35 protein-coding genes, 1 tRNA gene and 1 pseudogene are annotated in these 25,552 nt (G+C 63.9%); 22 read left to right on the forward strand and 15 right to left on the reverse strand.

The window, feature by feature from the left end:
- Window positions 1-89 precede the first annotated feature (89 nt).
- Both sppA and J3454_RS14225 read left to right on the forward strand, forming a co-directional pair.
- Window positions 90-1,985: a signal peptide peptidase SppA gene (gene sppA / locus J3454_RS14220; RefSeq protein ID WP_349514416.1), complete on the forward strand. Its 1,896-nt coding sequence runs from the start codon at window positions 90-92 to the stop codon at window positions 1,983-1,985.
- Window positions 1,986-2,089: 104 nt separating this feature from the next.
- Window positions 2,090-2,164, forward strand: a tRNA-Val gene (locus J3454_RS14225).
- Window positions 2,165-2,385: 221 nt separating this feature from the next.
- On the opposite strand, the gene J3454_RS14230 is transcribed toward J3454_RS14225, so the two are convergent.
- The 15 genes from J3454_RS14230 to J3454_RS14300 form a co-directional block, all read right to left on the reverse strand.
- The gene (locus tag J3454_RS14230; RefSeq protein WP_349514417.1) at window positions 2,386-2,679 is read right to left on the reverse strand and encodes a hypothetical protein; all 294 of its coding nucleotides are present in this window, start codon (window positions 2,677-2,679) and stop codon (window positions 2,386-2,388) included.
- Window position 2,680: 1 nt separating this feature from the next.
- On the reverse strand, window positions 2,681-2,965 hold the full coding sequence (locus J3454_RS14235; RefSeq protein ID WP_349514418.1) for a hypothetical protein: 285 nt from the start codon (window positions 2,963-2,965) through the stop codon (window positions 2,681-2,683).
- 269 nt (window positions 2,966-3,234) lie between these two features.
- A complete protein-coding gene (locus J3454_RS14240; RefSeq protein ID WP_349514419.1) occupies window positions 3,235-4,365 on the reverse strand; it encodes a tyrosine-type recombinase/integrase in 1,131 nt (376 codons plus the stop codon).
- Between the two features lie 217 nt (window positions 4,366-4,582).
- Complete coding sequence (locus J3454_RS14245; RefSeq protein WP_349514420.1) at window positions 4,583-4,945, reverse strand: hypothetical protein; 363 nt, start codon at window positions 4,943-4,945, stop codon at window positions 4,583-4,585.
- Entirely contained in the window at window positions 4,945-5,286 is a 342-nt protein-coding gene (locus tag J3454_RS14250; RefSeq protein ID WP_349514421.1) for a DUF4326 domain-containing protein, read from the reverse strand. The genes J3454_RS14245 and J3454_RS14250 overlap by 1 nt, the downstream gene beginning before the upstream one ends.
- Window positions 5,283-6,308 carry a phage Gp37/Gp68 family protein gene (locus J3454_RS14255; protein ID WP_349514422.1) on the reverse strand — a complete coding sequence of 342 codons (1,026 nt, stop codon included), beginning with the start codon at window positions 6,306-6,308 and terminating at the stop codon, window positions 5,283-5,285. The genes J3454_RS14250 and J3454_RS14255 overlap by 4 nt, the downstream gene beginning before the upstream one ends.
- On the reverse strand, window positions 6,305-6,544 hold the full coding sequence (locus tag J3454_RS14260) for a hypothetical protein (RefSeq protein WP_349514423.1): 240 nt from the start codon (window positions 6,542-6,544) through the stop codon (window positions 6,305-6,307). The genes J3454_RS14255 and J3454_RS14260 overlap by 4 nt, the downstream gene beginning before the upstream one ends.
- Window positions 6,541-6,891 carry a hypothetical protein gene (locus tag J3454_RS14265; protein ID WP_349514424.1) on the reverse strand — a complete coding sequence of 117 codons (351 nt, stop codon included), beginning with the start codon at window positions 6,889-6,891 and terminating at the stop codon, window positions 6,541-6,543. The genes J3454_RS14260 and J3454_RS14265 overlap by 4 nt, the downstream gene beginning before the upstream one ends.
- Window positions 6,891-7,034, reverse strand: coding sequence for a hypothetical protein (locus J3454_RS14270; RefSeq protein WP_349514425.1), 144 nt, complete (start codon window positions 7,032-7,034; stop codon window positions 6,891-6,893). The genes J3454_RS14265 and J3454_RS14270 overlap by 1 nt, the downstream gene beginning before the upstream one ends.
- A 183-nt stretch (window positions 7,035-7,217) precedes the next feature.
- Window positions 7,218-7,586, reverse strand: coding sequence for a hypothetical protein (locus J3454_RS14275; protein ID WP_349514426.1), 369 nt, complete (start codon window positions 7,584-7,586; stop codon window positions 7,218-7,220).
- Window positions 7,583-7,876 (reverse strand): XkdD/Y8K6 family phage-associated protein, encoded by a 294-nt coding sequence (locus tag J3454_RS14280; protein ID WP_349514427.1) that lies wholly within the window; start codon window positions 7,874-7,876, stop codon window positions 7,583-7,585. The genes J3454_RS14275 and J3454_RS14280 overlap by 4 nt, the downstream gene beginning before the upstream one ends.
- Window positions 7,873-8,289 (reverse strand): hypothetical protein, encoded by a 417-nt coding sequence (locus J3454_RS14285; protein WP_349514428.1) that lies wholly within the window; start codon window positions 8,287-8,289, stop codon window positions 7,873-7,875. Before J3454_RS14285 ends, J3454_RS14280 begins: the two co-directional genes overlap by 4 nt.
- Window positions 8,286-9,362, reverse strand: coding sequence for a hypothetical protein (locus tag J3454_RS14290; RefSeq protein WP_349514429.1), 1,077 nt, complete (start codon window positions 9,360-9,362; stop codon window positions 8,286-8,288). Before J3454_RS14290 ends, J3454_RS14285 begins: the two co-directional genes overlap by 4 nt.
- Window positions 9,355-9,897, reverse strand: coding sequence for a hypothetical protein (locus tag J3454_RS14295; RefSeq protein WP_349514430.1), 543 nt, complete (start codon window positions 9,895-9,897; stop codon window positions 9,355-9,357). Before J3454_RS14295 ends, J3454_RS14290 begins: the two co-directional genes overlap by 8 nt.
- Before the next feature lie 92 nt (window positions 9,898-9,989).
- Entirely contained in the window at window positions 9,990-10,721 is a 732-nt protein-coding gene (locus tag J3454_RS14300; RefSeq protein WP_349514431.1) for a S24 family peptidase, read from the reverse strand.
- An 89-nt stretch (window positions 10,722-10,810) separates the two neighbouring features.
- On the opposite strand from J3454_RS14300, the gene J3454_RS14305 reads away from it, so the two are divergent.
- The 20 genes and pseudogenes from J3454_RS14305 to J3454_RS14400 all read left to right on the forward strand — a co-directional run bounded on the left by J3454_RS14305 (window position 10,811) and on the right by J3454_RS14400 (window position 25,543).
- Complete coding sequence (locus J3454_RS14305) at window positions 10,811-11,107, forward strand: hypothetical protein (protein ID WP_349514432.1); 297 nt, start codon at window positions 10,811-10,813, stop codon at window positions 11,105-11,107.
- Window positions 11,097-11,516, forward strand: coding sequence for a hypothetical protein (locus tag J3454_RS14310; protein ID WP_349514433.1), 420 nt, complete (start codon window positions 11,097-11,099; stop codon window positions 11,514-11,516). Before J3454_RS14305 ends, J3454_RS14310 begins: the two co-directional genes overlap by 11 nt.
- 17 nt (window positions 11,517-11,533) lie before the next feature.
- Window positions 11,534-11,770, forward strand: a complete 237-nt coding sequence (locus J3454_RS14315; protein ID WP_349514434.1) for a hypothetical protein — start codon at window positions 11,534-11,536, stop codon at window positions 11,768-11,770.
- A gap of 23 nt (window positions 11,771-11,793) precedes the next feature.
- On the forward strand, window positions 11,794-12,276 hold the full coding sequence (locus J3454_RS14320) for a hypothetical protein (protein WP_349514435.1): 483 nt from the start codon (window positions 11,794-11,796) through the stop codon (window positions 12,274-12,276).
- On the forward strand, window positions 12,276-12,596 hold the full coding sequence (locus J3454_RS14325) for a hypothetical protein (RefSeq protein WP_349514436.1): 321 nt from the start codon (window positions 12,276-12,278) through the stop codon (window positions 12,594-12,596). Before J3454_RS14320 ends, J3454_RS14325 begins: the two co-directional genes overlap by 1 nt.
- A complete protein-coding gene (locus J3454_RS14330) occupies window positions 12,586-13,023 on the forward strand; it encodes a hypothetical protein (protein WP_349514437.1) in 438 nt (145 codons plus the stop codon). Before J3454_RS14325 ends, J3454_RS14330 begins: the two co-directional genes overlap by 11 nt.
- Window positions 13,023-13,232: a hypothetical protein gene (locus tag J3454_RS14335; RefSeq protein WP_349514438.1), complete on the forward strand. Its 210-nt coding sequence runs from the start codon at window positions 13,023-13,025 to the stop codon at window positions 13,230-13,232. Before J3454_RS14330 ends, J3454_RS14335 begins: the two co-directional genes overlap by 1 nt.
- 160 nt (window positions 13,233-13,392) lie before the next feature.
- Window positions 13,393-14,034 carry a helix-turn-helix domain-containing protein gene (locus tag J3454_RS14340; protein ID WP_349514439.1) on the forward strand — a complete coding sequence of 214 codons (642 nt, stop codon included), beginning with the start codon at window positions 13,393-13,395 and terminating at the stop codon, window positions 14,032-14,034.
- A complete protein-coding gene (locus J3454_RS14345; RefSeq protein WP_349514440.1) occupies window positions 14,031-14,849 on the forward strand; it encodes a hypothetical protein in 819 nt (272 codons plus the stop codon). Before J3454_RS14340 ends, J3454_RS14345 begins: the two co-directional genes overlap by 4 nt.
- Window positions 14,849-15,274, forward strand: coding sequence for a GIY-YIG nuclease family protein (locus J3454_RS14350; protein WP_349514441.1), 426 nt, complete (start codon window positions 14,849-14,851; stop codon window positions 15,272-15,274). Before J3454_RS14345 ends, J3454_RS14350 begins: the two co-directional genes overlap by 1 nt.
- Window positions 15,271-15,489: pseudogene (locus J3454_RS14355) on the forward strand (DUF2312 domain-containing protein); the annotation flags it as partial. The gene J3454_RS14350 and the pseudogene J3454_RS14355, both read left to right, overlap by 4 nt.
- 459 nt (window positions 15,490-15,948) lie before the next feature.
- Window positions 15,949-16,332 carry a GIY-YIG nuclease family protein gene (locus tag J3454_RS14360; RefSeq protein ID WP_349514442.1) on the forward strand — a complete coding sequence of 128 codons (384 nt, stop codon included), beginning with the start codon at window positions 15,949-15,951 and terminating at the stop codon, window positions 16,330-16,332.
- Window positions 16,332-17,918: a DNA primase family protein gene (locus J3454_RS14365; RefSeq protein WP_349514443.1), complete on the forward strand. Its 1,587-nt coding sequence runs from the start codon at window positions 16,332-16,334 to the stop codon at window positions 17,916-17,918. Before J3454_RS14360 ends, J3454_RS14365 begins: the two co-directional genes overlap by 1 nt.
- Complete coding sequence (locus J3454_RS14370) at window positions 17,911-18,294, forward strand: hypothetical protein (protein WP_349514444.1); 384 nt, start codon at window positions 17,911-17,913, stop codon at window positions 18,292-18,294. Before J3454_RS14365 ends, J3454_RS14370 begins: the two co-directional genes overlap by 8 nt.
- A 139-nt stretch (window positions 18,295-18,433) precedes the next feature.
- Window positions 18,434-18,931: a hypothetical protein gene (locus J3454_RS14375; RefSeq protein WP_349514445.1), complete on the forward strand. Its 498-nt coding sequence runs from the start codon at window positions 18,434-18,436 to the stop codon at window positions 18,929-18,931.
- 258 nt (window positions 18,932-19,189) lie between these two features.
- Window positions 19,190-19,780, forward strand: coding sequence for a hypothetical protein (locus J3454_RS14380; protein ID WP_349514446.1), 591 nt, complete (start codon window positions 19,190-19,192; stop codon window positions 19,778-19,780).
- Window positions 19,743-21,842, forward strand: a complete 2,100-nt coding sequence (locus J3454_RS14385; protein WP_349514447.1) for a terminase gpA endonuclease subunit — start codon at window positions 19,743-19,745, stop codon at window positions 21,840-21,842. Before J3454_RS14380 ends, J3454_RS14385 begins: the two co-directional genes overlap by 38 nt.
- 2 nt (window positions 21,843-21,844) lie before the next feature.
- On the forward strand, window positions 21,845-22,054 hold the full coding sequence (locus J3454_RS14390) for a phage head-tail joining protein (protein WP_349514448.1): 210 nt from the start codon (window positions 21,845-21,847) through the stop codon (window positions 22,052-22,054).
- A complete protein-coding gene (locus tag J3454_RS14395) occupies window positions 22,051-23,538 on the forward strand; it encodes a phage portal protein (protein ID WP_349514449.1) in 1,488 nt (495 codons plus the stop codon). The genes J3454_RS14390 and J3454_RS14395 overlap by 4 nt, the downstream gene beginning before the upstream one ends.
- Window positions 23,525-25,543, forward strand: coding sequence for a prohead protease/major capsid protein fusion protein (locus J3454_RS14400; RefSeq protein ID WP_349514450.1), 2,019 nt, complete (start codon window positions 23,525-23,527; stop codon window positions 25,541-25,543). The genes J3454_RS14395 and J3454_RS14400 overlap by 14 nt, the downstream gene beginning before the upstream one ends.
- Window positions 25,544-25,552: the final 9 nt, after the last annotated feature.

Consider the following 25,552-nt stretch of genomic DNA (forward strand, 5'->3'; position numbering starts at 1 on the left):
CGTCGCTCAACCCATGCTGCACCGGTTTCTCATGGAAGTTGCGACACAAACTCCCTAGATCGGGGCAGCGTACGCAAAAGGGACAGTGAATGAGTTTTGTCGGCAAGGTGTGGAAGCTGCTCGTCGGGGTGAAGGACGGGCTCGTCCTGCTGTTCATGCTGTTGTTCTTCGTGGCGCTGTTCGGCATCCTTTCGGCCCGCCCCAGCCCCGGACAGGTGCGCGAAGGCGCTTTGCTGATCGAGCTTTCGGGAACCGTGGTCGAGGAAAAATCGGCGATCGATCCGATCACCGCATTGCTGAGCGGATCGGCCCCGATCGCCGAATATCAGGCGCGCGACATTATCCGCGCGCTCGATGCCGCAGCCACCGACGACCGGATCAAGGCAGTCGTAATCGACCTCACCACCTTCGTTGGCGGAGGTCAGGTGCACCTCACCGCAATCGGCGAGGCGATGGGCCGGGTGCGCGCAGCGAAAAAGCCGGTGCTGACTTTCGCGCTGGGCTATGCCGACGATCACATGCTGCTGGCCGCCCACGCCAGCGAAGTCTGGCTCGACCCGCAGGGCGCGGCGCTGATCACCGGGCCGGGCGGCAGTTTCCTCTATTTTGCGGAGCTGCTGGAAAAGGTCGGGGTCAATGCCCGGGTCTATCGCGCAGGCGACTACAAGTCGGCGACCGAGCCATATTCCCGCAATTCGATGTCGCCCGAAGCGCGCGAGAATATCGGCTCAGTCTATGGCGCCTTGTGGGAAGAATGGCAGGCCAATGTGAAGAAGGCCCGGCCCGAAGCCGATCTGGCGCAGGTCACAGGCGACGTCACGGGCTGGATCGCGGCGGGCGGCGGCGACCTTGCCACCGCTGCGCTGAAGGCCGGGCTGATCGACAAGCTTGGCGACAGAGTGGCGTTCGGCGCGAGAGTCGCTGACATTGCGGGCGAGGATCGCTTCGACAAGAAGCCCGGAGCCTTTGCCGCGAGCGAATTCGACGCGTTTCTCGCCGCATCGCCTGAAAAACGTGGCGGCAGAAAAATCGGCGTTGTCACCATCGCGGGCGAGATCGTCGACGGAGAGGCTGGCCCCGGAACTGCCGGAGGCACACGGATTGCCGACCTGCTCGACGACGCGCTCGACGATGATCTCGCCGCGCTGGTGGTACGGGTGGATTCACCCGGTGGATCGGCCATCGCTTCGGAGGAAATCCGCCGCGCGGTTCAGCGCTTCCGCGACCGCAAGATCCCGGTCGCGGTATCCTTCGCCAATATCGCCGCGAGCGGCGGCTATTGGGTCGCGACCTCCAGCGACCGGATTTTCGCCCAGCCGGAAACGATCACCGGTTCGATCGGCGTGTTCGCGGTTATCCCGTCCTTCGAACAGGCGGCAGCGCGGATCGGGGTCAATGCCGACGGCTACCGTACGACGCCGCTTGCAGGGCAGCCTGACATCATCGCCGGCTTTTCGCCGGAAATCGATGCGGTTCTTCAGGCCGGCGTGGCATCGACCTATCGCGATTTCCTCGCGCGGGTCTCCAAGTCGCGCAACATGCCGGTCGAGCGGGTCGATATGCTCGGCGGCGGCCGGCTGTGGGATGGCGGCGCGGCGCGTCAGGTCGGATTGGTCGACCAGTTCGGCGGAATCGAGGACGCGCTGGCATGGGCTGCGGCCAAGGCGGGAGCCGAGGGCGATGATTGGCACCCGGTCTATCTCGGCGAAAGCGCCGACAATTTCGATCCCCTGATCCGTCGCCTGCTCACCAGCGAAGCCGAGAACGCAAACGCGACCCGAAGCGGCGGTCCTTTCGCGCTGGTGGCACGCCGCCAAAACGAGTTGGCAGCACGCCTGACCGGCGATGTCGAGCGGCTGATGAACGCGCAAGGCGTCCAGGCGATCTGCCTCGAATGCCCGGGTCGTACGCCGATGCAGGGGCGCCCGGCCGCTTCGTCCGGCGGTATCGCGACGCTGCTCCGGCTGCTGCTGGCTGCCGACTGAGTGCCGACGAAAAAGTCGTCCCACTCCGCATCGGCAATGCTTGCCAAGCACGCAGGACCACAGTAAAGGCGCCCCCCTGTCCGGGCCAAACGGCCGATCGGGACGGGCGCGTAGCTCAGCGGTAGAGCACACCCTTCACACGGGTGGGGTCACAGGTTCAATCCCTGTCGCGCCCACCATTTTTCCCTAGGTTTCAGAGGCTTTTATCTCTGCCGGGAAAGATGGCCTTTTCCTTCGATGCAGAACATTACGCGAAAATGCAGGCCGATGCGGGCCGAATCCGTACAAATCCCGTACAACTGTTCGCCGGTTGTTCTGCCAGACGCATGGCAAAGCTAGAGCCAAGGGCGTAGTCGGGGCCGACCTCGGCCGACCCCGACGCTTTGAGCTCGCCTTAGCCTTAGCCTGACGAGGTCTCTGCCGCGTGAATGTTGCGCGAGAGCCAAAGTGTCGCTGTCGGCTTCGCGCAGCTTGTCGCCCAATCGGACCCGGGTTTGAGCTCAATCACCGCCACCAGGTCGCCTTTCTGAAGCGCCTGTTTTACGAAGGTGCGAATGGTGGAGGCTGGCCCCTTAAGCTCGGCCAGCCACACCGATTCGGCAAGGCGGACTGCGCGCCAACTTTCCAACAGCTTATAAAGTGCCTGATAGTTTCTCGGCGGGCGATTGTCGTAGGTGATCAGATAATGCGCCATGTTAGCTCACCTTCCTGCTGGGCACCCAGCGAAAGGACATCTTCTCGATACGTCCAGGTGTGAAGACGACGCCTTTTGATCCTCGAAACGCCCTTGCCATGGCATCCGCTGCTGCTTGCTTCATCGCCTCCTGATGGAAGCCAGCGACTGCCTTCACGACCGAATCAAACCGGTCCTGCCGACCGCAGCCGGTGCAGGTCACTATGTCTTTGGACTGCGGATCGATCACCGATGATGCATCGGCTCCACACTTGCCGCACAAAATGCGGCTCTCATCGTATAGCATTGGTATTGCTCCAAAAATGGAGCGTGGGAGATGGTTGACCCGTCCAGTTCGAGCGTGTACTCATCCTCTTGCTAGCACCCGCAACTTGCTCCCACGCTTGTTGCATTCACACAGTAAGCCCTCAGATGCGCTAACATCTGAGGGCTTTACTGTTAGTGGCTGCGACGAATCGAGTCGAGGCCGGTGTTCCACAGATGTTCGACGCAAATGGGGATAAGCTGCGCAGTAAGCCCTGCGCGCTCTACCAAACCCTATTGAAGTCGGTTGGCTCAGCCCGCCTTCTTCTTCGGGGCTGCGGTGCTGAGCTTCCCGCCGGTGCCGTCCTGCAGCTGCAGCCCGGTGGCTTCCTCGGCGGCGCGCAGGCCTGCGTAGAATGCGCCGTGCACCTTGGCGGTGGTGCCTTCGGCGTGAGTGTACGTGCGGCGCATCAGGTTTGTGTCGGCCCAGCCTCCGAACGCGCCTGCTGCCTTTTCGTCGAGCCGCTGGCGGACGTTCATTTCCTGACCGAAGCCGTGACGCCCGGCGCTGTGGAACGGGATGAACTCGATCCCGGCGCGCTTGCAGGCGGTTTCCCAGCCCTTCCTCGGCCCGCTGCGGCTGCTCCATCCAAAGACGCGCAGGTTCTCCTTCTTCCGCTTCCATCCGCGCGGGTAGAGCAGCGGCAGGTTCGCCAGCTCGACCACCAGTTCGGTGGGAATGTCGAGCCAGCGATCGGGCGCACCTTTCGCGCCGGGGATGCAGACCTTGCCGTTCTGCAGATCAAGGTGATCGCCGGGGTGCATCTCGCACGCCTGGCTGATCCGCGCGCCGGTGCAGAACATCAGCAGCGCCAGCGCGCCGTGGCGGGCGCTGGCGTGCTGGCGGAACGCGAGCAGCCATTCCCAGCTGCCGGGCGGGTAACGCTTGCGCCCGGTGCGCCCTCGCGCCTTGTCCTGCGCGGTTGCCTCTGCCTTCGAATAGCCCTTGATCCGGATCGGCGGGCACTTGCCCAGATCGTGCGCGTTGTTGATCACCGCGCGGATCGGGCTGATCACTTGCCTTGTCCAGGTCGCAGTGCCGCTGTCGGGATAGAACGCCTCGCCCAGCTCGCGCACGAATCGCGGAGTGATCTGGGTGATCAGCATACCGCCGATCTTGTCGAGAATGGGGAGCAGGTATTCGGCGGTCTTCGGGTCGGCTTCGTAAAGCATCACTGCCTCGGCGAAGGTCAGCCCCGCTTCGTCCCCGAGAAGGTGACGACGGATCCGGCGGGCTTCCTCTTCGCGGATCCACGCGCGCGCGCCTGCTTCATCAGATGTTCCCGTGCTGCAGCGGTAGTATTCGCTGACGGGCGCGCCCTGGTGTTCGATGCGCCCGCGGACCCAGAAGGTCGCGCCGCGGCGGTAGTATTCGAGCGGCATGCCGTCTCTCCTTCATGGCGTCCTTGCTCTTGGCCGTGCAGAATGGTCTCCATCTGCGCGGGCGTGATCAGCATCGCGCGCCCGATCTTGATCCGCGCGCCGAGCCGGTTCGCACGCTCACGCAAGGTGCGCTCCGACAGCACGACGCCGCGCTGGCCGAGCAGCTCGCACCAATCGGCCGGAGAGCGGGCATCGTCAAGCGTGGGGCAGCCGGTGGTCATCGGGTCGGTACTCGATTGCGCCATGCCTCGTGGCAGCGGCGCTGCTCTTCAGCGATCCGATCGTACCTCTCGCGCGTGATGTTCATCCGCTTGGCGACGATCGGATGAGCCTCGATCAGCCATGGGAAGTCTTCCCAGTCGATTTCACTCAGAGGAATCCATTCCTCCGCACCATGAATTTCGTTCATGTCACACTCGGCAGCGCGGCATCCAATGTGATAGCTGTCCGCCCAGAAATCGCCGTCATAATGGCCGGCGCAATCAAGCGCTGGTTGCCCGACCTCGATGATCGTTCCGCATCCGCAGCACGACCGGGCTTTGCGGACAGCCTTCACCGGCCTTTCGCGATAGAAGCCCATCACCCTTCCCCTTCGCGGTTGGCCAGTTTTAGCAGAACGTCGGCGTGGCATGGCTGGCCCAGCTTGCACCAGCAGGCGAGGTTCTTGCCGCGCAGTTCGCAAGGGTCAGGTGGGGCGGTTTCATTTTGCCCGTGCGCCCAATGCTTCTCGCCCTTCATCCATGCCTCGAAAGCAGAGACGCAAGTTTGAAGAGCGTCCTCGCGCGAAGGTCGGAATCCCGCATCAAGATAGCCCTGCACTGTCCAGCGATTGCCCCACTTGGTTGGGCGCGCGACGCTCACGGTGTTCGGCGGCATCCGCCAGCCCTTGCGGCGCGAGAGTCGGATGCGCTGCGGTTTCATGCTGCCTCCGGGTTGTTTGCGTTTTGTGCAAAGAAGTCCGGCATCGCATCGTGCAGCGCGCCGTCGAGCAGGCGACCGGCGCGTTTTTTGCCGACTTGGCGCATGACGACAAAGCGATCGCCGTGGAAGCCGCGTCCGCCTTCGATATTCAGCCAGCGAGACTTTCCGTGGTCGACATAGTTGTTCGAATAATCGGCACGCCAATCAGGATCGTCGCGCTCGCGATCGAGAGAGACTTCCCACTCACCCCATTGCTTGAAGAAGAATGGGACGGCGGCGGTCGCGCATTGGTCGCGCAGGCTCCGCGCCCAGTCGGGGTGCATCGGGCGGGATCCCTTGCCGCTCTCGCCGCCTGCCGCTACCCAGTCGATCGTTTCGTCGAGGCCAACAATGTGGTCGCGTGCCCACATGGCATCGATGATGCTGACAGGCCCGAGCAGCGGTTCGGCGCTGATCCAGCGGACGGTGGCGGGGGTGGCGAGCAGATCGGGGATGCGTTCGTCGGCGCGCTGCTGGTCCTCGACGCTCACGCCGAGCCAGACGTTCGGGAGGGGCGCATCCCACTCCCAGCTAGTGTTAGGTCTCAGATCCTCGATTGCGTCGGCAATGTTGTCCGACCCAGCTTCACTGCAATAGCGGGAAAGGCAGTATTCCCGCATCCGAGCGGACCGCTTGGTCAGCACCTGAAAGGTGTGCTGCGGGCAGAGCGCCATCACCGCGAACACCCGGTCGATCCAGTCGTCCGGGCAATCTTCATGGAACAGATCGCCCATAGAGTTGACGAACACCAGGCGCGGCTTCTTCCAGCGCAGCGGTTCGAGCAGCGCCTTCTCGTCGAAGTGCAGCTTGCCCGTCCAGACCGGACCGGCCTTCGTTTCCTGCGTCAGCCCGTCATATTTCGGGACGTGTGCAAGCAGGGTGCCGGCGAACTTCATCGCGTAACAATTGGTGCAGCCCGGCGAAGCCAGCGAGCAGCCGACAATCGGGTTCCATGTCGCCTCGGTCCATTCGATCTTGGTCATCCTGCCTCCGAGCAATTTGCGTTTTGTGCAAAGAAGTCCGTCAATGCAGCCGCCAAGTCGGCGCTGCCTTTGCGGACGGCGGCTTCGTGCGTGATGTCGCGGCCTTCGAAGCTGTAGGTCGAGGTCAGGGCCGCGACGCCTGCTTGGCTTTTACCGGTCGCGATGGCGATTTCCTCGACGGTGCAGCCAGCGTCCCAAAGGTCCATGACCTCGGCTTCGCGCGGGGTGAGGCTCATGCATTCCCCCATTCGGCGCCATCGTCGAGCACGGCGTCGACCATGTTTTCGTTCACCACCGTTTGGATGAGTAATCGGACTAGGTAGCTGACAGAACGGCCCCGCTTGGCTGCGTGAGGCCCGAGCGCATCGTGTATCTCGACTGGCAGCAGAATTGCGCGACCCGGGTGTTCTGTTGAAACAGCCCGGCGCTGCGATCTTGCGGCGGATGCTTCAAGTGCTGTGACGGTGTTCGGGCTAATGCCAATCAGGTTGGCGATCTCTGCAGTCGACGCCCCAGCATGTCGGTAAGCGATGACCGCTGCGGTTCGACTGGGATAGCCAAGACATGATTTTCCGCTGCCCATTACCGCCCCACCTTCTTAAGCAGGCGGGTGAACAGGGCTTCGAAGATGTCTTCGCCCTGCATCGGCTGCACCGGGCCGAACTGGCGGCGGCGCTGGCAGGGGTCCATCGGGCGCTTGTTGCGGCTGTGTTCCATCGGCTTCATGCAAACCTCCAGATGATGGCGCCAAGCGCCGGGATGAAAACGAGACCGGCACCGAGGCCGGTGAGCGTCAGGGCGAGCAGCTTCATGGCAGCAGGCTCCGAAGGCCGATGATGGCGAGCGCCCACACCGTGACGCCGCACAGCAGCGCGGCCGACCAGACGAGGCGGCGGAAGGTGTCGTCCGTCATGCCGCACCGCCTTCCGCTTTGGCGATGGCTGCGCTGGCGGGTGGGAACGCAGCCAGATTGATGCGCTGCAATGCCCGCTCAATGTCCTCGGGCAGTGCGCCAAGGTTCTCGATCTCGCGCTTTGCCAAGTCGAGCGCGTGCATCAGGCACGCCACAACCGGCCCGCTCGATGCCTCGGCTGCGGTGCGGTGGGTTGCAAGGATGCGGCGCAAGCAAAGCCGCTGCCATGAGTGATTGGTCGCCTCGTCAGCGCAGCCTTTGCCAAGCGCAAGACCGATAAGGGCGCGGCGCTGCTCATCGGAAAGGTCGCGGAAGAACCAAAGCTCAATCGCGCGGGCAGGCGTCCCGGTCACGGGCGCGGTCATGCTGCACCGCCTTCCGCTCTCGCGATGGCAGCCCGAATTTTAGTCAGGCGATCGTCGACGTCTTCCTGCAGCTCGTCACCCTCGAAGCCAGCCATGAAGTTCTCGGCCAATTTGAGCGCGTCGAGTAGACACGGCGAAGCGGCGATCAGGCGGGCGTCAGCCTCGGATGTAACTTTTGCTACGCGGGCAATCGCGAACTTGTCGCCGCCGACGTAGTGGACGATGTTCCACCCGAAGTTTTCAAGCGTCCGAACCACCCAAGGCCCCGGCGTATGCACAGCCCCGCTCACGATGCCGCCTTCGCTTCACGTGGCGCGTGGTCGAAGCCGGGTGCGCCCAGCGCATCGGCGAGCGCGATCAGGTCGCGGGCGCGTTGGTCTGCGCGCAGATCCTTGGGGCGGGCTTCGGCCCGAGCGATGGCGACATCGCGGGCGCGGGCGAGTTCGCCCAGGTAAGCGTGCGGCTCGGCGATATGGTGGGCGCTGATGCTGCCGGTGCGGCCGATCGGGAAGATCAGCGGCACCTGCAGTTCGGGCAGCTTCGCCCCGGCAGCGGCAGCAATGGCGAGCCAGAGTCGTGCAGTTTCATTGGCCGGATCGCCGGGCCAGTCGCCGTTTTCATAGGCGCGCTTCAATGCAGCGGTGCGCTGCCTGAATTGCTCCTCCGCGATCTTCGCGATGATTTTCGGATCATAGCCGTTCATTGGAACACCTCCCCGGTTTCAGGGTCGAAGGCGGGCAGCAGGGATACACTGGTTTCCTTAGGGATACTGGCCGCCCGCCACGTCTGCCACAGCTCGCGCAGCAGGCGTTTTTCGACATAGCGTTTCGCCCGGTTGTGGGCGTGCATCGGGGTGATCGGCGCGTCTTCGGTGCTGCGCGCCAGTTCGTAAGCCTTGCGTTCGAGGTAAAGCGATCCCCAGCGGTTGATCGCGACCGCGCCGGTCGGCTTGCCCTCGGCATCCTTGGGATTGCGGATACCCTGCCGCACAGCAACCTGATCGCCGATGTTCCACATCAGCGCGCGGCGGCGGGCGACATAGCCGTGTTCGAGCGCAGCATCGCCGGTGACGCGGCGCTGCCGCTGCCCGCCGATCACGGCCATGCCCATGCGCTTCCACAGCGCGGAGACGCTGCGATATTCGCCGGGGCCGATGCCGCATTCGCCGATTATGGCGGCAAGGAAGCGCGGCGAGAGGCCGGGGACAGCGTCTGCCCAGCCCGCCACCGGCAGCGCCTTGCCCAGCTTGGTCAGCAGCTTTTCCTGCTGGCTGATCGCATCGCCGAGCGGTTGCATCGCCAGATCATACGGCACCAGCCAGATCGCCAGATCGGCGGGCGGTGCCTTGTAAAGCTTCATGCCCGCGACCTTGTCCCCGCCCGCATAGTTGCGGCAGGTGGCGATGGCTTGCAGTTCGATGCGCTGGCGCGCGCGGCGAAGGTCTTCGTAACGACGATAGACCGCGACAATTTCCCCGACAGCGGCGACGGCCAAGTGGTTATCGCGATATGACTGGCCACTGTCGGGAAGGGGTTGCCGGGCGCGCACCTTTTGGGTTGCGATGATCTTCCGGCCCGGCAATTGGGTTTGGTCGGCGAGTTGCTGGTGGTGCTCGGTGGGAGCTTGGCCGACCAAAGGGGTTGCGGCAGGCGCGGCGAACTTGGTGTTCGGAGTGCTAATGGCCTGCCGCTGTTTGGTTTCCGCAGGCGGAATATCGATGGCTGTCGAGGAAATGGTGGCCTGCGGAAATTCGTATGTTTCGTTGATGTCAAGCATCGGCCTGCTCCCACAGATTGCGGAGCGTCACCTCGTCGAGGAGGGTGCCGATCGGGGTTTCGGGCGTGGCCTTGCGCTTGGCGCTAACCTTGGCATCGGCAGCGTCGGCCACCAGTTCCTGCCAGCGCGACTTGCGGGCAGCGTCCGATGACAGCAGCGCATAGCGGCGCGCGCTTTCGCGCAGCTCGGCAGGGGTGGCATCGGCAAGCCGCTTGCCGCCCCAGATCGGCATGTCGGCAAATCGGGCGAGGTTATTGGCCGCCGCTTCGCGCAAGGCCGACTGGAAGGCTGTGCCGTTCACGCGTTCGACCGAGGCGGTGACTTCGCGCATCACGGTGGCGCGGCGGTTGGTGATCGCGGTGGAAATCTCGGCCTCGGCCCAGATGCCGACGATGTATTCGAGATGCCGCGCCTGCAGCGCAGCGTCGGCCAGCACGGTGGCAACCAGCGTGGCCCGCGCGGCGGCGCGATCCTGACAAGCCAGCTCGATGGCTTCCTGCGCAAGGGTGGCCAGTTCTGAAAGGGGTTTGGACATTGCTTCCTCCTTGATGTGGGAGGAAGTAGCGCATGGATTATTCCATGGTCAAGTTAAAAACATGGATTATTCCATGATGAGCCGATTTCGCCCTATCCGAAAAGCAGATCGGTCTGCTGTAGAATGCGATGAAACCGCACCACGCGAGCTCGCGGGACAGAAAATGTCGCCGCCGGATTGAACTGCTCGAGCACCAGCTCGCGGGTGTTCGCCCGGACCAGTCGCTTCACCAACACGCTGGTGACGTGATCGTCTTCGCCGCTGTTGATCTGCACCAAAACGTAGTCGCCTGGTCCGGGCGGGCGGGTCGGATCGACGATCCCCACTTCGCCCGGCTCGTACCGGGGCATCATGCTCTCACCGTGGAAATAGATCGCGTAGAGATCGCGCGCGCCTTCGAGCGCTGGCGGTCGGGCAATCATGCGTACGGTGTGATCGGAATCGAAGCTGCAGCGCTCGACCTCCAGCATGTGTCCACTTTCGTCTTTGAATTCAATCGTCGCGCAGTCGCCGGTGCCGACCAGTGGGATCGGCGGCAGATCCGATGGTGGGCCGCGCCAGTTCAGACGGCGATCGGCAAAGGACACTTCGCTGAGCACCGGGCGAGCAATTGAAGTCTCGCCAGTGAGGTAGTCGGTGGTGGTGTCGAGGGCGCGAGCCAGCGCGTTGAGTTTGTCGGCGCGCGGAAAGCCGCCCTTATCCGGATCGAGCAGGTCGCGGACATAGCCCAGTCCCGCCTTGATCTCTCGCGAGACAGCGTGCGCGCTCTTTCCGGTGGCGGAAAGCCGCTCCTGAATGCGCGCGCGAAGAATATCCTTTTCCATGCGTGGGTTGTTCCACACCGCAGGAGGCAAAAGAATTGTGGAAGTTTCCACTTGACCTAGCATGGATTAATCCATGATAAGGGCGCGTGATGGAAACCAAGATCAATTCTTCGCTGACCGAACAGCTTCACCGCTGCGCCGTCATCTGGACCGATACACACGGTGCTGCGCCCACGCGCATTGGCCGCGTGGTGGTGAATGATGGTGGCCTTGTGCAGCGCATCGCCCAGCCCGGCGCCAGCGTAACCACGGCCACGCTGGAGAAGTTCGCCGCGTTTCTGGGCGATCCGGGCAACTGGCCCGAGGGCTCGGTGCCGCAAGAGGCGCTCGATCTGGCTCATCGTGTCGGTGTTACCGCAAAGGAGGCGCAGGATCATGTCGTCTAACCTCCGCGCCCAGCAAAAGCTGGCAGAGCGGCTCGCCACGGTGATCCGCCGGTTCGAGCATGAAGGCGGGGCGATCGAGAGCCTTGCCGATGCCGTCGGCGAAACCCCGCGCGATCTGCGCCGGTGGGCCGAGGGCACCAAGCTGCCCGGCCATGTCTTCTCCGCCCTGCTGGGCGAGCTGCCGCGCCATCTGGCCGACGAACTGATCCGCCCGACCGGGCTGCGCCTGATCGCGCAGGATCATGACGATCGCCCCAACGCACTGATCGCCGCCGCTCGCGCGGCCGAGCTGGCGGGCGACATCGCCGAGCGGCACGCGGACGGCCAGTTCTGCCACCGCGACCGGGAACACGTGAAGAGCGAGGCGCGGCGATTGATCGCCGACCTCGAAGCGCTGGCCGCAGATTAGCAAAAGCAGGGGGCGACATGATCGAAGGATATGACAACCGGATGCTGACCGCCCCGCGCTTCGTGCGCGAAGGGAACCGTCTCATTCCCGAAAGCTCGCTGGTGCGGGTGAAGCGCGAGGATTCGGAGGCACTCGATGATGAGATTGAGCAGGTGGTCTGCGAAATTGGCGACCTGTTGGTCGAGCGATATCGCCTGATAGCTGAGCTTAGCTCGGAAGCGGATTCGCCGGCGACACCTGAGGCAGACCAGTAATGCTCTGCCGGGCGGGGGACATTATGCGCTTTGCCGAAAGCGCGCAGCCAGGTGCGCAGTTTGCGTATGGCCGGGGCGAGCGTCCGCCTGCCGAGTTGGTGCAGGCGATGCGCACGCTGGTCGACGCGGGCGTGCTGTGCCCGAAGAGCAAGCGCGAAGGCGCGGAGTTTCTGTTCCTGGTCGAACGCGGCAGCGCGCCGATGAGCGCGGCCGATCAACGGCGCGCGGCGCGCGGCTACACCCGGCGCCAGAGCGTGCGGCGATCCAGCCTTTCGATGGTTCTGCAATGCCTGACGCTGGCGGCGGTGACCGGCAAACCCTGCCCGAGCAACGAGGAGCTGGCCAAGCGGTGCCACCTGAGCGGCAAAGATGCTGCCCGCTACCGCGTCGGCCTGCTGGTGAAGCGCGGGCGGATCGCCGTGGAAGATCACGGCCCCAACACCCCGCGCGTGGTGACGATCCTGACCGGGCGGCATTCCGGAAAATCAACGAAGAGGATGGTGTGATGGGCAAGGACAGTTCCCACCCCTACGCGGGCAATCCGCGCAAGTTCGCGGCGGCGGCGATGCCGAATGGCGATGCGCGGTTCGGTGTCGAGGGGCCGCTGGTGTTCCTCTCCGAGCAGCGCGGCGGCTGTGTCGATCGTCCGAAGATCCTGACGAAGGCCGAGGCCGAGCAGCTTCGCGACCAGTTGGACAGCGCGCTGCGGGCGTTCGGCATGGCCGAGTCGATGGCCGAGGGATTCGCCGCGCGCCCCGCCAGCGGCCCCTACCCGTTCCGCGATCACCGCACTCTTGCAGACCTGGAGGCCGATAATGCCGTTTGAGACAATCGAGAATGTCAGCCGGATCGCATCGCAGATCGCGGTGTTTTCCGATGGTGTCCGCGTCGAGGGGCGCACCTTGAAGCGCAAGGGGGGCGCTCTCGTCCGGTACATCAAGGTCACGGTGGGTGCGCGCCTCGCTGCCAAGCTGGTGTGGCGCAATGAAGCGCAGCGGATCGATCTGGCCTTCGGTACGGGAAGGGATGGCGGCAAAATCCGCGCATCGACCAATGTTTCCTCCGGACAGTTCGTCGCCAAGCGCGATCAGCAGGGCCGCTACACCTTCACCATCAACGCCAGCACTGCCGACGGGCTGTTCGCGCTGGAATTCCCGACCTTCGATATCGAGGATGTCGAGCCGGTGTGCGAGCGCAATGTGCCGCCTGCGCTGGTGTTCAGTGCCAGCGAACCGATGCTGGCGGTGGACTGATGGCTGCGCGGGCTCAGGGATCGGCAGTGGACCGTGCGGCGGAGCTGTTCACCAGCATCGCCGCGCAGGGTCCGGCTACGCCTTTGCGGCAGATATTCCCGCTGGCTGACGAGCATGGCCTGACCCGCGAAGAGGCTGTCGATGCGCTCGCCTTTCTTGAGGCGGCCGGGATGATCGCGCTGACGACAGTGGTCGAGGTTTCGAGATGAGCCGGTTTCGCATCGATTGGGACGCGAAGGACGAAAAGCTACGCGCGCTTCATCGTCAGGGGATGGGGCCGAAGCTGATCGCGCCCCGACTCGGCGTGTCGCCCGGTGCCGTGGCGCGCCGGATCAGGCAGCTTGGTCTCTCATCGAGGGATGGCCAAAAATGATGGGCGCACCCGATGATATTGCCGAGATCGGCACGGTCGGTCATTCGGCTGCACAGACCATCCTGCTCGCCGTCGCGCGGGTGTTCGATGTCGATCATGCCGTGATGACCGGGCGTTCGCGCTTCCGCCATGTGTCGCGGGCGCGGCAGGCGGCCTATTACGTGTTGAAGCAGCGGCTGCCGCACCTTTCCTATCCGGTGATCGGGCGGCTGCTGGGCGGGGTCGATCATTCGAGCGTGATTTACGGATACCGGCAGATCGAGCATCGGATTGCGCACGATCCCGATCTGGCAGGCAAGGTGTTCGCGCTGCTGCACGATCGGGTCAATGCGGTCGCGCAGGACGCGCATATCCAGCAGTGGCGCGCTTACCGGGAGGCGCAGTCCAAGGTGCTTTCGCTGGCGTCGGCCGCCGGGCCCGATCTGGGCGAGGAACTGGCCGAATTCGTGGAGCCGGACCGGGTCTGGTGCGGCCAGTGCGATGCCAGCGTGTCGCTGGGCGCGGCAGTGTCCTGCAAGAGCCGGTTCTGCGGCGTGAAGGTGCGTCAGGCCTCAAGTAGCGCAGCGGCAGGCCGCGAGACCGCCTCAAGCAGCGCAGCGATAGGCGGAACACAGAATCCCGAAAGGCGGGCAGCATGATGGGTTTGGCGGATCATCTGGCTGCCCTGCGCGAGCAGTGGGCGGAAATCCACCGCGCGGCCCGCGCGCAGGAGTGGCATGATGCGACTGAGCGAGGCGATTGCACCGCGGCTGATGCGGTCGCCGGACAGCGCGCCGGGATTCGCGCGCCGCTGACATATGGCCAGCGCGCGGGTGAGGCCGATGACGAGATTACCTGCGCGATGTTCGCCGGGGGCGATCCCTGCCCTATCGCAGAGCGAATGTCGGCAGGGCGTCAGCTCGGCCTGCCCGATCTGCACCGGATCCGCGATGCTGGCGGCGATCTGGGGTTTGCTTTCGCGCTGCTGGGTGCGGGCGATCTGGTCAAGGGCCGGGTGACCCAGTCCTGGCGGCATCAGCCCGCGACATTTGAGTTTGGCGGCCCTGATGGCCGGATCGTGCTTGCGGTGCGCGATGAGAACTTCGCGCGCGAGGATGCGGTGGCTTTCCGCCTCGATGCGCCGGGCGACTTTGCATTGATGCTGGGCCAGTCGGCTTTCCTCGGCGAATGGTTGTTGCGCGATCGGCATGTCGAAGGAGGCGGGCGGCTGCGCCTGGTGGCTGATCCGCTGGCGTGGATCGCGGCGCGCGGCAAGGCGGTGTGCGTGCTCGATTGGCAGCGCGCGGTGCCGAAGCTGCGCGATCTGGGTGAGAGAGTGACGATCGAGGCGCCGCCTGCTTTGGCCACGGTGTTGCGCGCGCGGTTGGAGCGCGGCGGGTTGCCGCTGGTCGCCAGCGCGGTGGCCGAAGGTACGAAGCTGACGCTGGCCGAGCGGATTGGGAGGGCTGCGTGATGGCGGTTTACTTTGTCGCAGCGTCGGGAACTGAGTTTTGCAAGGTAGGATGGGCGGTTAATCCTGACGCTCGCCTAATATCTTTGCAGACGGCAAATCCGCACATGTTGGCGAAATTGGCCTACCTTCATGTTGCTGACCAGCAAATTGAGTTCGAATTGCATCGCGAGCTTTGCAAGGCAAATGTAAGAGGTGAATGGTTCCAACTTATCGATGTTGCAAAACTTCTATTGTCAAAGGGTTTCAACGAAAGGTTCGCAGAGACCGTCGAATTTTTCTGCAATCAGAGGCATCTTCGATATTTAAGGAATACTTTTAGGCCGAAAAACCCGCGTTTATGCATAACGTCATCTGAAGTTTTCGCTGTTGCCAACGCTGACCCATTTGAGGCGTGGCAGGCGACCAAGAGATTGGGTGCAGCATGAGCGACGATCGCCTGCGTCTTTATGTCGAGCGCATCGAGCGGATTTCCGAGGAAATCGCCGGGCTGCAGCAGGACAGGAAGGACATTTACGCCGAGGCCAAGGCGGTCGGCTATTGCGCGACCACATTGCGCAAGGTGGTCGCGCGGCGCGGGATGGCGCCGTGCGATCGGGCCGAGGCCGACGCTCTGCTGGAAACGTACGAGGCGGCGCTGGGCGGTCTTGCCCCCGATCCGGCGCGCGACCCCGATGAGGCTTCGCGCGACCTTGCCCTGGCGATCCTCGCCGAGCAGATCGAGGGGATCGGCGATCCGGTGCAGGCGGCCTTGCTGGCCGAGCATGTCACCGTGCTGCTGGATATCCGCGCCGAGATCAACGAGCTGCGCGCCATGGAGCGCGCCCGCAAGGCTGTGGCCGCCAGTGAGGGGTTCGACAAGGCCGCGCTGACCCGCGTGGTCCGCTGGATCGAGAAATGCGCCAAGTACGGCGCCGACGCGATGCGCGCGGGCGAGGCGGTGTTCATGCTTTATCGCGGGACGGTCGAGGGACGCGGCGGCGCTGCCTCCGCTCCGGTCAAGTTCGATCCCGCGACCGAGAAAACGAACCGCGCTGCTGCAGCGAAATCAAAGGCCGCTGCGCGCACTGCCGCTTGGCTGCAGTCTGGAATGGGGGATTGAATGCGACGTGAGACAGAGCCCAGCTGTTATGTTTACTTCTTCCAGGCAGCGAACGGTCCAATAAAAATCGGGATAGCGCGAAACGTGCCCAATCGCCTCGCTCAGGTTCAGTCGCATAATGCGTATCTGGTCGATGTCTTGGCCATCACTGAGGGTGGGCGCGCGCAGGAGATGGCATACCATCGTCGGTTTAAGCAATGGCGCTTGAAGGGCGAGTGGTTCGAGCCTGCCGCCGACATACTCGCGGAGATTGATCGTCTGGGCCAACATCGAGGGCTGACAGCTAGAACGATTGCCTTTGAGATGGAAAAACAGCGGCTCGACCATAAGGCCCGCGTCGCCGCTAGTGGCGGCGGTAAGCTTGTTGACGTGGCTCTTCTGTAATGGGCGAACTTCACATCATGACACCGCCGGACCCGCTTGAACTGGCATGGTATCCGACCAGCGACCTCGGCAATGCCAAGCGGCTTGTCGCGCGGGTGCAGGGATTGTTGCGCTGGGTCGATCTGGGCGATGACGAAGGTTACTGGATCGCCTATCAGGACGGGCGCTGGCGGCGCGATATCGGGATGCGCGAGGCGCGGCTTGCGACCGATGACGTGTCCGAGTGCCTGCGTGAGGAAGCCAAGGCGCTCGCCCAGCAGATCGCCGATCGCAAGCTGCCGAGCGGGATGTCCGAGGAATTGGCGCAGGAGCGTCTGACCGAATTGCGCAAATGGGCGCGCGATTCGGGCAATTCGAACAAGGCGCGCGGGATGCTGGACAAGGCGCGCGCGCTGCTTTCGATCGGGATCGAGGCGTTCGACAGCGATCCGCTCTGCGTGAACGTCCGCAACGGCACGCTCCGCTTCATCGAGGGGCCGGATGGCTGGTCCGTCCGGCGTGACGCCCATAACCCCGAGGACATGATCAGCCGAATGGCGGTGGTCGATTACGATCCGACCGCCCGCTGCCCGAAGTGGTTGAAGCGCCTCGAACGCCTCCAGCCTGAGGCCGATCAGCGCGAATTCATGCGCCGGGTGTTCGGTTACGCGCTGCAGGGGCTCAGATCAGAGCAGGTTTTCGTGGTCGCCCAGGGCAAGGGCGGCGATGGGAAATCGCTCACCCATGTCATCCTGTCCGCGATCCTCGGCGATTATTACAAGCACGCCGATGTCGCCAGCTTCCTGCAGGGCGGGCGCAAGTCCGGCTCCGATCACTCGGAGGATCTGGCGCGGCTTGCCGGGGACACCCGGCTCGTCACCTGCGATGAGCCCGAGCGGTTCTCGACCTGGAACAGCAAGGTCATCAAGCAGATGACCGGCGGCGGGAAGATGACCGTGCGCGGCCTGCGCGAGGCGAGCCGCGAGATCAGGCCGGGCTGGCTGCTGGTGGTCGAGTGCAACACCTTTCCCAAGGTGCCGACGTCCGACGATGGTTTCTGGCGGCGCTGCAAGGTGCTGGAATGGCCGGTGCAGCTCGATCGCAGTCAGCAGGGCGATTTCGAGGGTATCAAGGCCGAAATGCTGCAGGAGCGCAGCGGCATCCTCAACTGGATGATCGGCGGCGCGCTGGCGTGGTTGGCCGAGCGTGATCTGTGCGAAAGCACCAGAGCGACGGAGGTGCGCGAGAGTTACCGCAACAGCTCCGACCCTTTTGGCGAATGGTATCGCGCCCGCTGCGTGGTGGGCAACCCTGAGCAGCTGCGCGCCGGGATTTCCGAACTGCACGAGGATTTCATGCGGTATTGCCGCGACGAGATCGGCGTCGACGAGGACAAGATACCCAAGGTGCGCGCTTTCGGCACCCAGCTGGACGAACGCCAGCACCGGTCGCGCAAGTCGAACGGGGTGAAGGTGCGGCTCGGCATCCGGTTGAAGACCGAGGCAGAGCTGGACGCTGGCGATGCGGCCAAGGTGGCGCGCGATGATGCGGCGGATCGGCGCGGGCCTGCTCCGAGACCGCAGGACTGGGTGCCCGGCGATGATTGAGCTTAGCGACCAGCAGAAGCAAATTGCGCGGCAGGCAGCTGTCGATGCGCTGATGCCGCGCCTTCTGGCCTTGTCCGATTGGCAAACTTCTAAGCGGGACGGATTGAAGGGTAGGATTGCGCGCATTCGAGCTTGGCGAGCTGATGATCTGCCGGAAGTTCAGGCGGCAATGAATGCCATTCGAGCTGTCGAACAGGCTAGAAGGTCCGGGGAGGATTGCGGGGACGATTGCGTGATCCGGGGAGGATTGGCTTCCCTTCCTGCTGGCCTTCAATCGGGCGAGGCGATCAATAGGTGCGTGATGATCGATGCAGGCGATGGGGTTGAGGCAACATCCTCCCTTCCTCCCCGCATCCTCCCCGCGCCAAGTGATTGAGTTTGCAGGGGCTAGGGACGTTTGGGGAGGAAGGGAGGATTGTGTTGCGGTTGCCGGTCATATGTGCGTGCGCATGTGTGACTGTAACTACATCAATCCTCCCTTCCTCCCTGAAAGACTTTCAAATGGAGATGATACTTTGGCTCTGATGGATATCGATGCGGTCGATTGGTGGACGTTCGAGCTGGTGCGTGAGGCGCTGGTCGAGACCACGATGCTGTGGCGTCGCTCGCCGGGCTCGGGGCGCTGGCCGTTCGCATCGGATGGGCCTTGGCACCTTATGAGCCGCGATGTGCATTCGGGCGACTATGATGCGCGCGGGGGCTTCCATACGTCCAGCGATGTGGCGGTGCGTCCGCTGCCGCTCTCGCGCGATGATGTGGACCGGCGCGATGCTGTCAGCGAGTGGCTGATGCTGGTGCCTGCCGCTGCCGATCGGCGGCTGCTGGCGGTGTGCCTCGACTTCCATGCGCGGGGCTACACACAGCTGCCTTGGTCGAAGATCATGCCGTTCATGGGGGTGAGCCGGGGCAAGGATGGGCTCGCCAAGCGATACCGCACCGCGCTGCGTGCTATCGCCGAGGGCCTGAACGCCGCAGAAAACCGCAAGAGGAACGTGTCAAGGGGGGGAATGTGAGCGGCTCGCAAAAAGCTTTGTCGCTGGTTGGGGCCGAAAGGGGTATGCCTGACGGCACGCTGGGCGCTGGCGTTCGGGTGGCGGCAGGGCGAAATGCGACGAACCGAGTTCGATCGCCATTGACCTCCGCCCCGCCCTGCCCTGGCCGACCGTTTTGGGTCCTCCCTGGCACTTCGCCCTATACGGGGGCCGAAGGCGCGGCTTGTGCGAGAGTTCTGGTTTTTTTCCAGACTGTTGTTTGTTGTTTCGGTTTCGATCGTGGCTGAGGGGCTGATCGCCTCGCTGGCCGAGTTCGCCGCGATCCCCGGTGTGCCGTCCGAAGTGACGCTGCGCCGGTTGATCAAGGAGAACCCGGACTTCCCGGCCAAGCCCGGGACCAACGGGGTCGCTTACGAAATCGACGTGCAGCTGGGCGTTGCCTGGCTGAAAGACCGAGACGCCAAGCGGATCGCGGTCGAGCGGGAGCATGCCGAGCAAGTCCGCCAGCTGGGGCTGGAGCTGCTGGGCGAAGGCGCGGCGGCGGACGTTTCGCAGGCCGGGCTGTCCTCGGATGAGCGGCGCAAGCTGCTCGAGGAAGAATTATATTCGATCAAGGTCGCCGAAAAGCGCGGCGATCTGATCCGGAAGGCGGACATCGAGGCCGCGATTTCGGATGTCCTGGTGGCCGATGCGCGCCGCCGGGCGACATTCATGGCGCGGCTCGCCAAGCGGGTGACGCTGGGGCGCGAGCAGATCGCCGCTGGACAAGAGTTGATGGATCACGATCGCCGCCAGTTCGCGGCCGCACTGGAGAGGCTGACGGAGAACAAGGATGCTGATGCAGCGAGTGGCGGCGCCGCCGCCGTTTGAAACGGCTGCGCAGCTATTCGCCCGCCTCGCGCATCTCTATCTGCCGAAGGAAAGACTGACCGTTTCGCAATGGGCGGAGCGGTTCATTCCGCACTATGACCCGATGGCTCTGCCTTACCTGGCGGAGATCATGGACGCGCTCAGCGATCCGGAAACGGTCGAGGTCGGCGACATGGGTCCCGCGCAGGCGGGCAAGTCGATGATCGGCGAGGCTTGGATGGGCTGGACGATCGACCGATCGGCGGACCCGTTCCTGATGGTGCAGCCCGACAAGGCTGCGGCGGAAGCATTCGTGAAGCTGCGGATCAACGAGCTGATCCGCTCGGTGCCGGTGCTGCGCAATGCGCTGCTGCCGGACAGCAGCGCCGACAACATGCACCTGAAACTGTTCAAGGGCATGTACGTCGGCGCGGCGTGGCCGGTGAAATCGCAGCTGCGTCAGCGGCCCTACTGCAATGTCTGGGCCGATGATTACGATGCGATGCCCGAGGATATCGAGGGCGAAGGCGGATTGCTGGGCTTGCTCAGCGGTCGGCAGACCACGTTCGAAGGGCGCGAGACCAAGCTGGTTTCCTCCAGCCCGGCAATCGACGGCGGCGGAATTGAGGCCTTCGTCGAAGGCGGAACCGATGAGCGGTTGCACCCGCGCTGCCCCAGCTGCGGCGAGCGGTGGGCAATCGATATTCGGCGCGATCTGAAATTCGACAAGGGCACGCCCGACGAAGCTGCAGTGAGCGCCCATGTGGTGTGCGGCGCGAATGGCTGCATCCTCGAACCGGATGCGCGGTTCGAGCTGCTGCGCAGCTGCGCGGATCTGCCGCGTCACGGCTTCGTGGCGAAGAACCGCGAGAGCAGCAAATACCGCCGAACGTTCCGGCGCGACGGGCTGCTGGCGCTGACCAGCTGGACCAAGCTGGCCCGCGATCTGCGCGAGGCCGAGCTGGCGTGGGAAGACCGGCAGGACGAAAGCCTGCTGCGAAGCTTCTACAACGTGAAGGGCGGCCGGAATTATCGCAGCCGCCTGTCGGGCGAGAAGCCGATCAATGCCAAGGACCTCGCCAAGCGGCGCGAGTCGGGGTGGCGGATCGGCACGGTGCCGCGCGGTCCGAAGTTGCTTTTGGTGCAGGTTGATGTCCAGCACGACCGGTTCGAGGTCGCAATCCTAGGCTTTGCGGCCGGGCGGGAAACATGGATTGTCGATCGCTTCGCGATCACTGTGCTGGATGACGGCATCACCGGCGTGCAGCCGTTCGTGCACAAGGAGCACTGGAAGGCGTTGCTGCCGCTGTTCGACCGCAAGGTCCCGATGGTTGAAGGCGCACGCGTCAATATCGACCAGGGAGAAGTGATCGATCCGGGCACTGTCGTCGGCCATGCTCCCATTATGGGCGTGGCGGTGGATACCGGCGGTTCGGACAAGAGCGGCGACCAGGCGACCGAAGGTGCAAAGTTCTTCTTCGCCGCCGCGATGGCGCTGGGAGTGCATGAACGGCGGATCACTCTGCTGAAAGGTGGTTCCCGGCCGACCGCTCCGCTGATGCCGGCGGGCCAGTTTGCCGACCAGAAGATCAAGGGCGGTGCCAAGCGGCGTTCGGCCCGATTATGGATTCCGAACGTCCACCGGATCAAGAATATCATCGATGCCCGCCTACGGCGTACTTCACCGGGACCAGGCTACATTCACCTGCCCGGCGACCTTAGCCTCGATTACGTCGAGGAAATCGCCGCCGAGGAACTGGTCGCCGGCAAGTGGAAGAAGCGGCGCACCCGGAATGAGACCTTGGATCACCTTGTCTATGGCGAAGCGACCCTGCTGCGACCGGGCTATGCGCAAAGCCGCGTTGATATGCGCTGGGTGTGGCGCGGGTTTTCGGTGATCTGGCCGAGTACGGCGCGAGTGCCGGAGCCTGCACCGCCGCCGCCCGAAATTGAGAAGGCCAGCGCGACGCTGGTAGCACCGGCACCGTCGTCAGCACCGCCGCCATCTGCGCGGGCTGCTCGGAAGCCGCGATCAATCACCGGCAAGGGTTCGCCCTGGCTGAGCAAAAACAGGAATCGTTGACGATGTGGACGCAGGATGACCTTGACCGGGTGCAGGCCGCGCTCGCGAGCGGGCAAAAGAGCGTCACTTTTGAGGATGGGCGCAAGCTCGAATATCAGGATGGCGACGACCTGCTGAAGCTGCGGACCCAGATCAAGGCTGAATTGGCGGCCAATGATCCCGTCCGGCCTGTGCGCCGCGCGACGGTTGCCCGCATGGGACGTCGCCGGTGAGCATCTGGAGCGACATGCGCCGTGCGCTGTTCCCGCGCGCGGCCGTGCGGGCGGCCGCCGCCGAGGTTGCGGTCCGTGAAGTGCGGCGGTTGAACCGGCCGCGGCAGCGGTTCGGTGATTCGAGCCTGCATGATGCTGCTTGGGGGATCAACACCGCGCGGCCCGAAGATGCGATACCGCGTCGGAAGCTCAATCAGGCGCGGATCAAGCGGCTGCTGGCGACCAACCCCTACGCGTCGAAGGTCAAGGCGACGCTGCTGAACAACTTGGTCGGCTACGGGATCACCGGAACACCTGCAAAGGGGACGCCGCGCAAGGTTGCCGACGCTTGGCAGATGTGGATCCGAAAGGCGGACTGGTATCGCCGTCTCGACCTCTATGGCCTGCAGGACCTGATGGTCGGCACGATGCTGGCGGATGGCGACGCATTCATCGTACGGCGATTCGATCGCTCGGTTTCGGGCGTAGTGCCGCTGCGGATCGAGGTGCTCGACGGCGCGATGCTCGATCCGGGCATCGGCACGGGCGGGATCGAATATGACGAGGCTGGCCGTCCGGTACGGTACCACTTTTACACCCGGCGTCCGGGCGATCACTGGACGATCTACGGCAAGCCGGTAAGTTTCGAATCCAAAGACGTGATCCACCTGTTCCGGCAGGATTGGCCCGGCCAGACGCGCGGTGCATCCGTTTTCGAGCCAGTGATCAAGCGGTTCGAAGACATGGACGATTACATCGAGGCGGAGCTCGTCCGTAAGAAGATCGAAGCTTGCTTTGCAGCGTTCATCACTCCCGATGCCGAGGCGATTGGCGAGGACCTCAGTCTCGGCGCGGACAGCGGCGAGCAGACCTTCAACGATCTCGACATTGAATTGTTCGAACCAGGCATGATCCAGCGGCTGCGGCCGGGGGACAAGGTGGAGTTCGGGGAGCCGAAGCCGAGCGCCGCCTTGAATGAGTTTGCGCGGGTGACCCTGTTGGGTGCGACCACCGGTGCGGGCGTGCCTTACGAGCACGGCACCGGCGATCTGTCGAACGTGAATTATTCAAGCTATCGCGCTGGAAACTTAGAATTTCAGCGCTTTTGCGGTCGGTTGCAGTGGCTTTTGATTATTCCTCTAGCGCTCGAACGGATCTGGGAATGGTTCCTGGAAGACGGGTTCGAGACCGGGATGTTCAACCGCCGGACCTACGCGATCGGTTGGACGCCGCCGGCGTTCGAAAGCATCGACCGCGCCAAGGACGTCAAGGCCGATATCCTCGAAATGGCCGCCGGACTGAGCAGCCGCCGCAAGCTGGCGGGTGGCCGAGGCTGGTCGTTCGACGAGCTGATCAAGGAAATCGCCGATGACCTCGCCGAAAGCGAAGGGATGGGTTTGTTCTTCCAAGGCGATCCGCGTCCGGCGCGCAATGCGCTGAACGAGAATGCCGCCAGCGATGAGCAGGGCGACGAAGAAGGGAAAGTGAACAATGCCGATGACTGACCATCCGCCCGAGGGGCAGATCACCGTCGCCGCGCCGCAGCGCACCAGGGCCGCCCAGACGCGGCCCTCTTCTTATCAGGAAGAGGACAACAGCCTCGAAGTCGTCTGGTCCACCGGCGCGGAAGTCACCCGATTCGACTGGTGGGACTGGGAATATTACACCGAAGAGCTGGCAATGGAGCCGGGTGCGGTGCGCCTTGATCGCCTCAATGCCGGTGCTGCCGTGCTCGACACGCACAATTCGGGCCAGCTTTCGGCGGTGATCGGTTCGATCGTAATCGGCAGCGTCCGGATCGAGAACGGTCAGGGCATTGCCCGTGTAGCGCTTTCAGACACCGACGACGTCAAGGACACTGTCGCAAAGATCCGCGCCGGGCACATCCGTAACATCAGCGTCGGCTACATCGTCCACCAGTACACCCGGATCGAGCGCGAGGGCGAGCGCCCGATCATGCGCGCCGACGACTGGGAACCCACCGAAATCAGCTTCGTCCCTGTGCCCGCCGATGCCGGCGCGCAGGTGCGGTCTTCGAATGCCGAGCAGGGCGGCTTTCCCTGCATCATCCGCGGCATCCCCGCCGATTCCACTGAGGAGAATACCATGGCTACCCCCAATCAGGGCGTGCCGGCGGGCGACGCCGGCGTGCGCGATCAGCAGCAGCCCGCTCCGGCGCCTGTCATCACCCCGGGCACCACTCCGGAAACCGAAGAGCGAGCCGCGCCTCCGGCCAGCGTCAATGCCCGCCGCATCCGCGACGTGGTCAGCCGTTCCAACCTCGGTTCGGACTTCGCGCTCGATCTGCTCGCTCGCAACGAGGAAACCCCTCTGACCGAATCTCAGCTGACCGACGCGATTGCCGAGCGACTCGAGCAGAACCGCAACACCACCCCGATCAATCAGAACCGGGTGGGCGATCGCGGTATCGACAGCCCCGCTTATCGTTCGGCAATGGAGCACGCGATCGTGCTGCGCGCCGGGGGGACAATCGAGTTGACTGAGCCCGAGCGTGAAGCCGCGCGCGAGTTCCGGGGCATGCGCCTGACCGAGCTGGCCCGGTTCCATCTGGAACAGGAAGGCATTTCCACCCGCGGAATGAACCCCCTTGTGCTGGCCGGGACGGCTCTGGGGCTTGCCCGTTCGGGCATGCACACCACCAGCGACTTCGCGCAGATCCTGTCGAATGCTGCCAACAAGCAGCTGCGCCGTGGATACGAAGCCGCGCCGCAGACCTTCCGCCCCTTCATCACCACCGGGACGCTTCCGGACTTCAAGCCCGCTCCGCTGGTCGGGGTCGGCGACGCGCCACAGCTGCTGTTGGTGCAGGAGAACGGCGAGTTCAAGTACGGCACGATGTCGGACTTCGGCGATACCTACAAGCTCGCCACTTACGGTCGCATCATCGCGATCACGCGCCAGACCATCATCAATGACGATCTGAACGTGTTTGCGCGGGTTCCGGCGGGCTTCGGCGCGCAGGCTGCCCAGTTGGAAAGCGACCTGGTCTATGCCCAGCTGCTCGCCAACCCGAACATGTACGACGGTACGGCGCTGTTCCACGCGGACCACGGCAACCTCGCCGCGAGCGGCGGCGCGATTAACGAAACCACGTTGGCTGCGGGCGAGCAGGCGATGCTGACCCAGACGAGCCCAGAAGGCACGCAGCTTAACCTGATGCCGATGTACCTGATCGTCGGTCCGGCAAAGAAGGTCGAAGCGCAGAAGATGCTGACGGCAGTGACACCGAACGCGACCAGCGGTGTGAACCCGTTCCAGAATTCGATGACGCTGATCGTCGAAGCGCGGATTACCGGAAACGCCTGGTACCTCGCCGCCGATCCGATGATGATCGACACGATCCGTCTCGACAGCCTCGAAGGGCAAGAAGGCGTCTATTCGGAAACCCGGATCGGCTTCGATGTCGACGGGGTCGAGATGAAGGCGCGGGTCGATCGGGTCGCCAAGGCTGTCGATTGGCGCGGTCTGTACCGCAACCCGGGTAACTGATCGGGCACG

The sequence above is a fragment of the Erythrobacter sp. NFXS35 genome, from assembly GCF_040148725.1.
Lineage (GTDB): Bacteria > Pseudomonadota > Alphaproteobacteria > Sphingomonadales > Sphingomonadaceae > Erythrobacter.

Excerpts from the sequence above, each read along its gene's own strand:
- J3454_RS14300 (WP_349514431.1), bottom strand. The coding sequence starts at position 10,721 with ATGGAAAAGGATATTCTTCGCGCGCGCATTCAGGAGCGGCTTTCCGCC.
- sppA (WP_349514416.1), top strand. The coding sequence starts at position 90 with ATGAGTTTTGTCGGCAAGGTGTGGAAGCTGCTCGTCGGGGTGAAGGAC.
- J3454_RS14370 (WP_349514444.1), top strand. The coding sequence starts at position 17,911 with ATGATTGAGCTTAGCGACCAGCAGAAGCAAATTGCGCGGCAGGCAGCT.
- J3454_RS14335 (WP_349514438.1), top strand. The coding sequence starts at position 13,023 with ATGGCTGCGCGGGCTCAGGGATCGGCAGTGGACCGTGCGGCGGAGCTG.
- J3454_RS14240 (WP_349514419.1), bottom strand. The coding sequence starts at position 4,365 with ATGCCGCTCGAATACTACCGCCGCGGCGCGACCTTCTGGGTCCGCGGG.
- J3454_RS14295 (WP_349514430.1), bottom strand. The coding sequence starts at position 9,897 with ATGTCCAAACCCCTTTCAGAACTGGCCACCCTTGCGCAGGAAGCCATC.
- J3454_RS14325 (WP_349514436.1), top strand. The coding sequence starts at position 12,276 with ATGGGCAAGGACAGTTCCCACCCCTACGCGGGCAATCCGCGCAAGTTC.
- J3454_RS14260 (WP_349514423.1), bottom strand. The coding sequence starts at position 6,544 with ATGAGCCTCACCCCGCGCGAAGCCGAGGTCATGGACCTTTGGGACGCT.
- J3454_RS14400 (WP_349514450.1), top strand. The coding sequence starts at position 23,525 with ATGCCGATGACTGACCATCCGCCCGAGGGGCAGATCACCGTCGCCGCG.
- J3454_RS14245 (WP_349514420.1), bottom strand. The coding sequence starts at position 4,945 with ATGGGCTTCTATCGCGAAAGGCCGGTGAAGGCTGTCCGCAAAGCCCGG.
- J3454_RS14285 (WP_349514428.1), bottom strand. The coding sequence starts at position 8,289 with ATGAACGGCTATGATCCGAAAATCATCGCGAAGATCGCGGAGGAGCAA.
- J3454_RS14365 (WP_349514443.1), top strand. The coding sequence starts at position 16,332 with ATGGGCGAACTTCACATCATGACACCGCCGGACCCGCTTGAACTGGCA.
- J3454_RS14360 (WP_349514442.1), top strand. The coding sequence starts at position 15,949 with ATGCGACGTGAGACAGAGCCCAGCTGTTATGTTTACTTCTTCCAGGCA.
- J3454_RS14255 (WP_349514422.1), bottom strand. The coding sequence starts at position 6,308 with ATGACCAAGATCGAATGGACCGAGGCGACATGGAACCCGATTGTCGGC.
- J3454_RS14235 (WP_349514418.1), bottom strand. The coding sequence starts at position 2,965 with ATGCTATACGATGAGAGCCGCATTTTGTGCGGCAAGTGTGGAGCCGAT.
- J3454_RS14320 (WP_349514435.1), top strand. The coding sequence starts at position 11,794 with ATGCGCTTTGCCGAAAGCGCGCAGCCAGGTGCGCAGTTTGCGTATGGC.
- J3454_RS14350 (WP_349514441.1), top strand. The coding sequence starts at position 14,849 with ATGGCGGTTTACTTTGTCGCAGCGTCGGGAACTGAGTTTTGCAAGGTA.
- J3454_RS14310 (WP_349514433.1), top strand. The coding sequence starts at position 11,097 with ATGTCGTCTAACCTCCGCGCCCAGCAAAAGCTGGCAGAGCGGCTCGCC.
- J3454_RS14390 (WP_349514448.1), top strand. The coding sequence starts at position 21,845 with ATGTGGACGCAGGATGACCTTGACCGGGTGCAGGCCGCGCTCGCGAGC.
- J3454_RS14315 (WP_349514434.1), top strand. The coding sequence starts at position 11,534 with ATGATCGAAGGATATGACAACCGGATGCTGACCGCCCCGCGCTTCGTG.
- J3454_RS14230 (WP_349514417.1), bottom strand. The coding sequence starts at position 2,679 with ATGGCGCATTATCTGATCACCTACGACAATCGCCCGCCGAGAAACTAT.
- J3454_RS14290 (WP_349514429.1), bottom strand. The coding sequence starts at position 9,362 with ATGCTTGACATCAACGAAACATACGAATTTCCGCAGGCCACCATTTCC.
- J3454_RS14345 (WP_349514440.1), top strand. The coding sequence starts at position 14,031 with ATGATGGGTTTGGCGGATCATCTGGCTGCCCTGCGCGAGCAGTGGGCG.
- J3454_RS14270 (WP_349514425.1), bottom strand. The coding sequence starts at position 7,034 with ATGAAGCCGATGGAACACAGCCGCAACAAGCGCCCGATGGACCCCTGC.
- J3454_RS14305 (WP_349514432.1), top strand. The coding sequence starts at position 10,811 with ATGGAAACCAAGATCAATTCTTCGCTGACCGAACAGCTTCACCGCTGC.
- J3454_RS14275 (WP_349514426.1), bottom strand. The coding sequence starts at position 7,586 with ATGACCGCGCCCGTGACCGGGACGCCTGCCCGCGCGATTGAGCTTTGG.
- J3454_RS14330 (WP_349514437.1), top strand. The coding sequence starts at position 12,586 with ATGCCGTTTGAGACAATCGAGAATGTCAGCCGGATCGCATCGCAGATC.
- J3454_RS14250 (WP_349514421.1), bottom strand. The coding sequence starts at position 5,286 with ATGAAACCGCAGCGCATCCGACTCTCGCGCCGCAAGGGCTGGCGGATG.
- J3454_RS14340 (WP_349514439.1), top strand. The coding sequence starts at position 13,393 with ATGATGGGCGCACCCGATGATATTGCCGAGATCGGCACGGTCGGTCAT.
- J3454_RS14385 (WP_349514447.1), top strand. The coding sequence starts at position 19,743 with ATGCTGATGCAGCGAGTGGCGGCGCCGCCGCCGTTTGAAACGGCTGCG.
- J3454_RS14265 (WP_349514424.1), bottom strand. The coding sequence starts at position 6,891 with ATGGGCAGCGGAAAATCATGTCTTGGCTATCCCAGTCGAACCGCAGCG.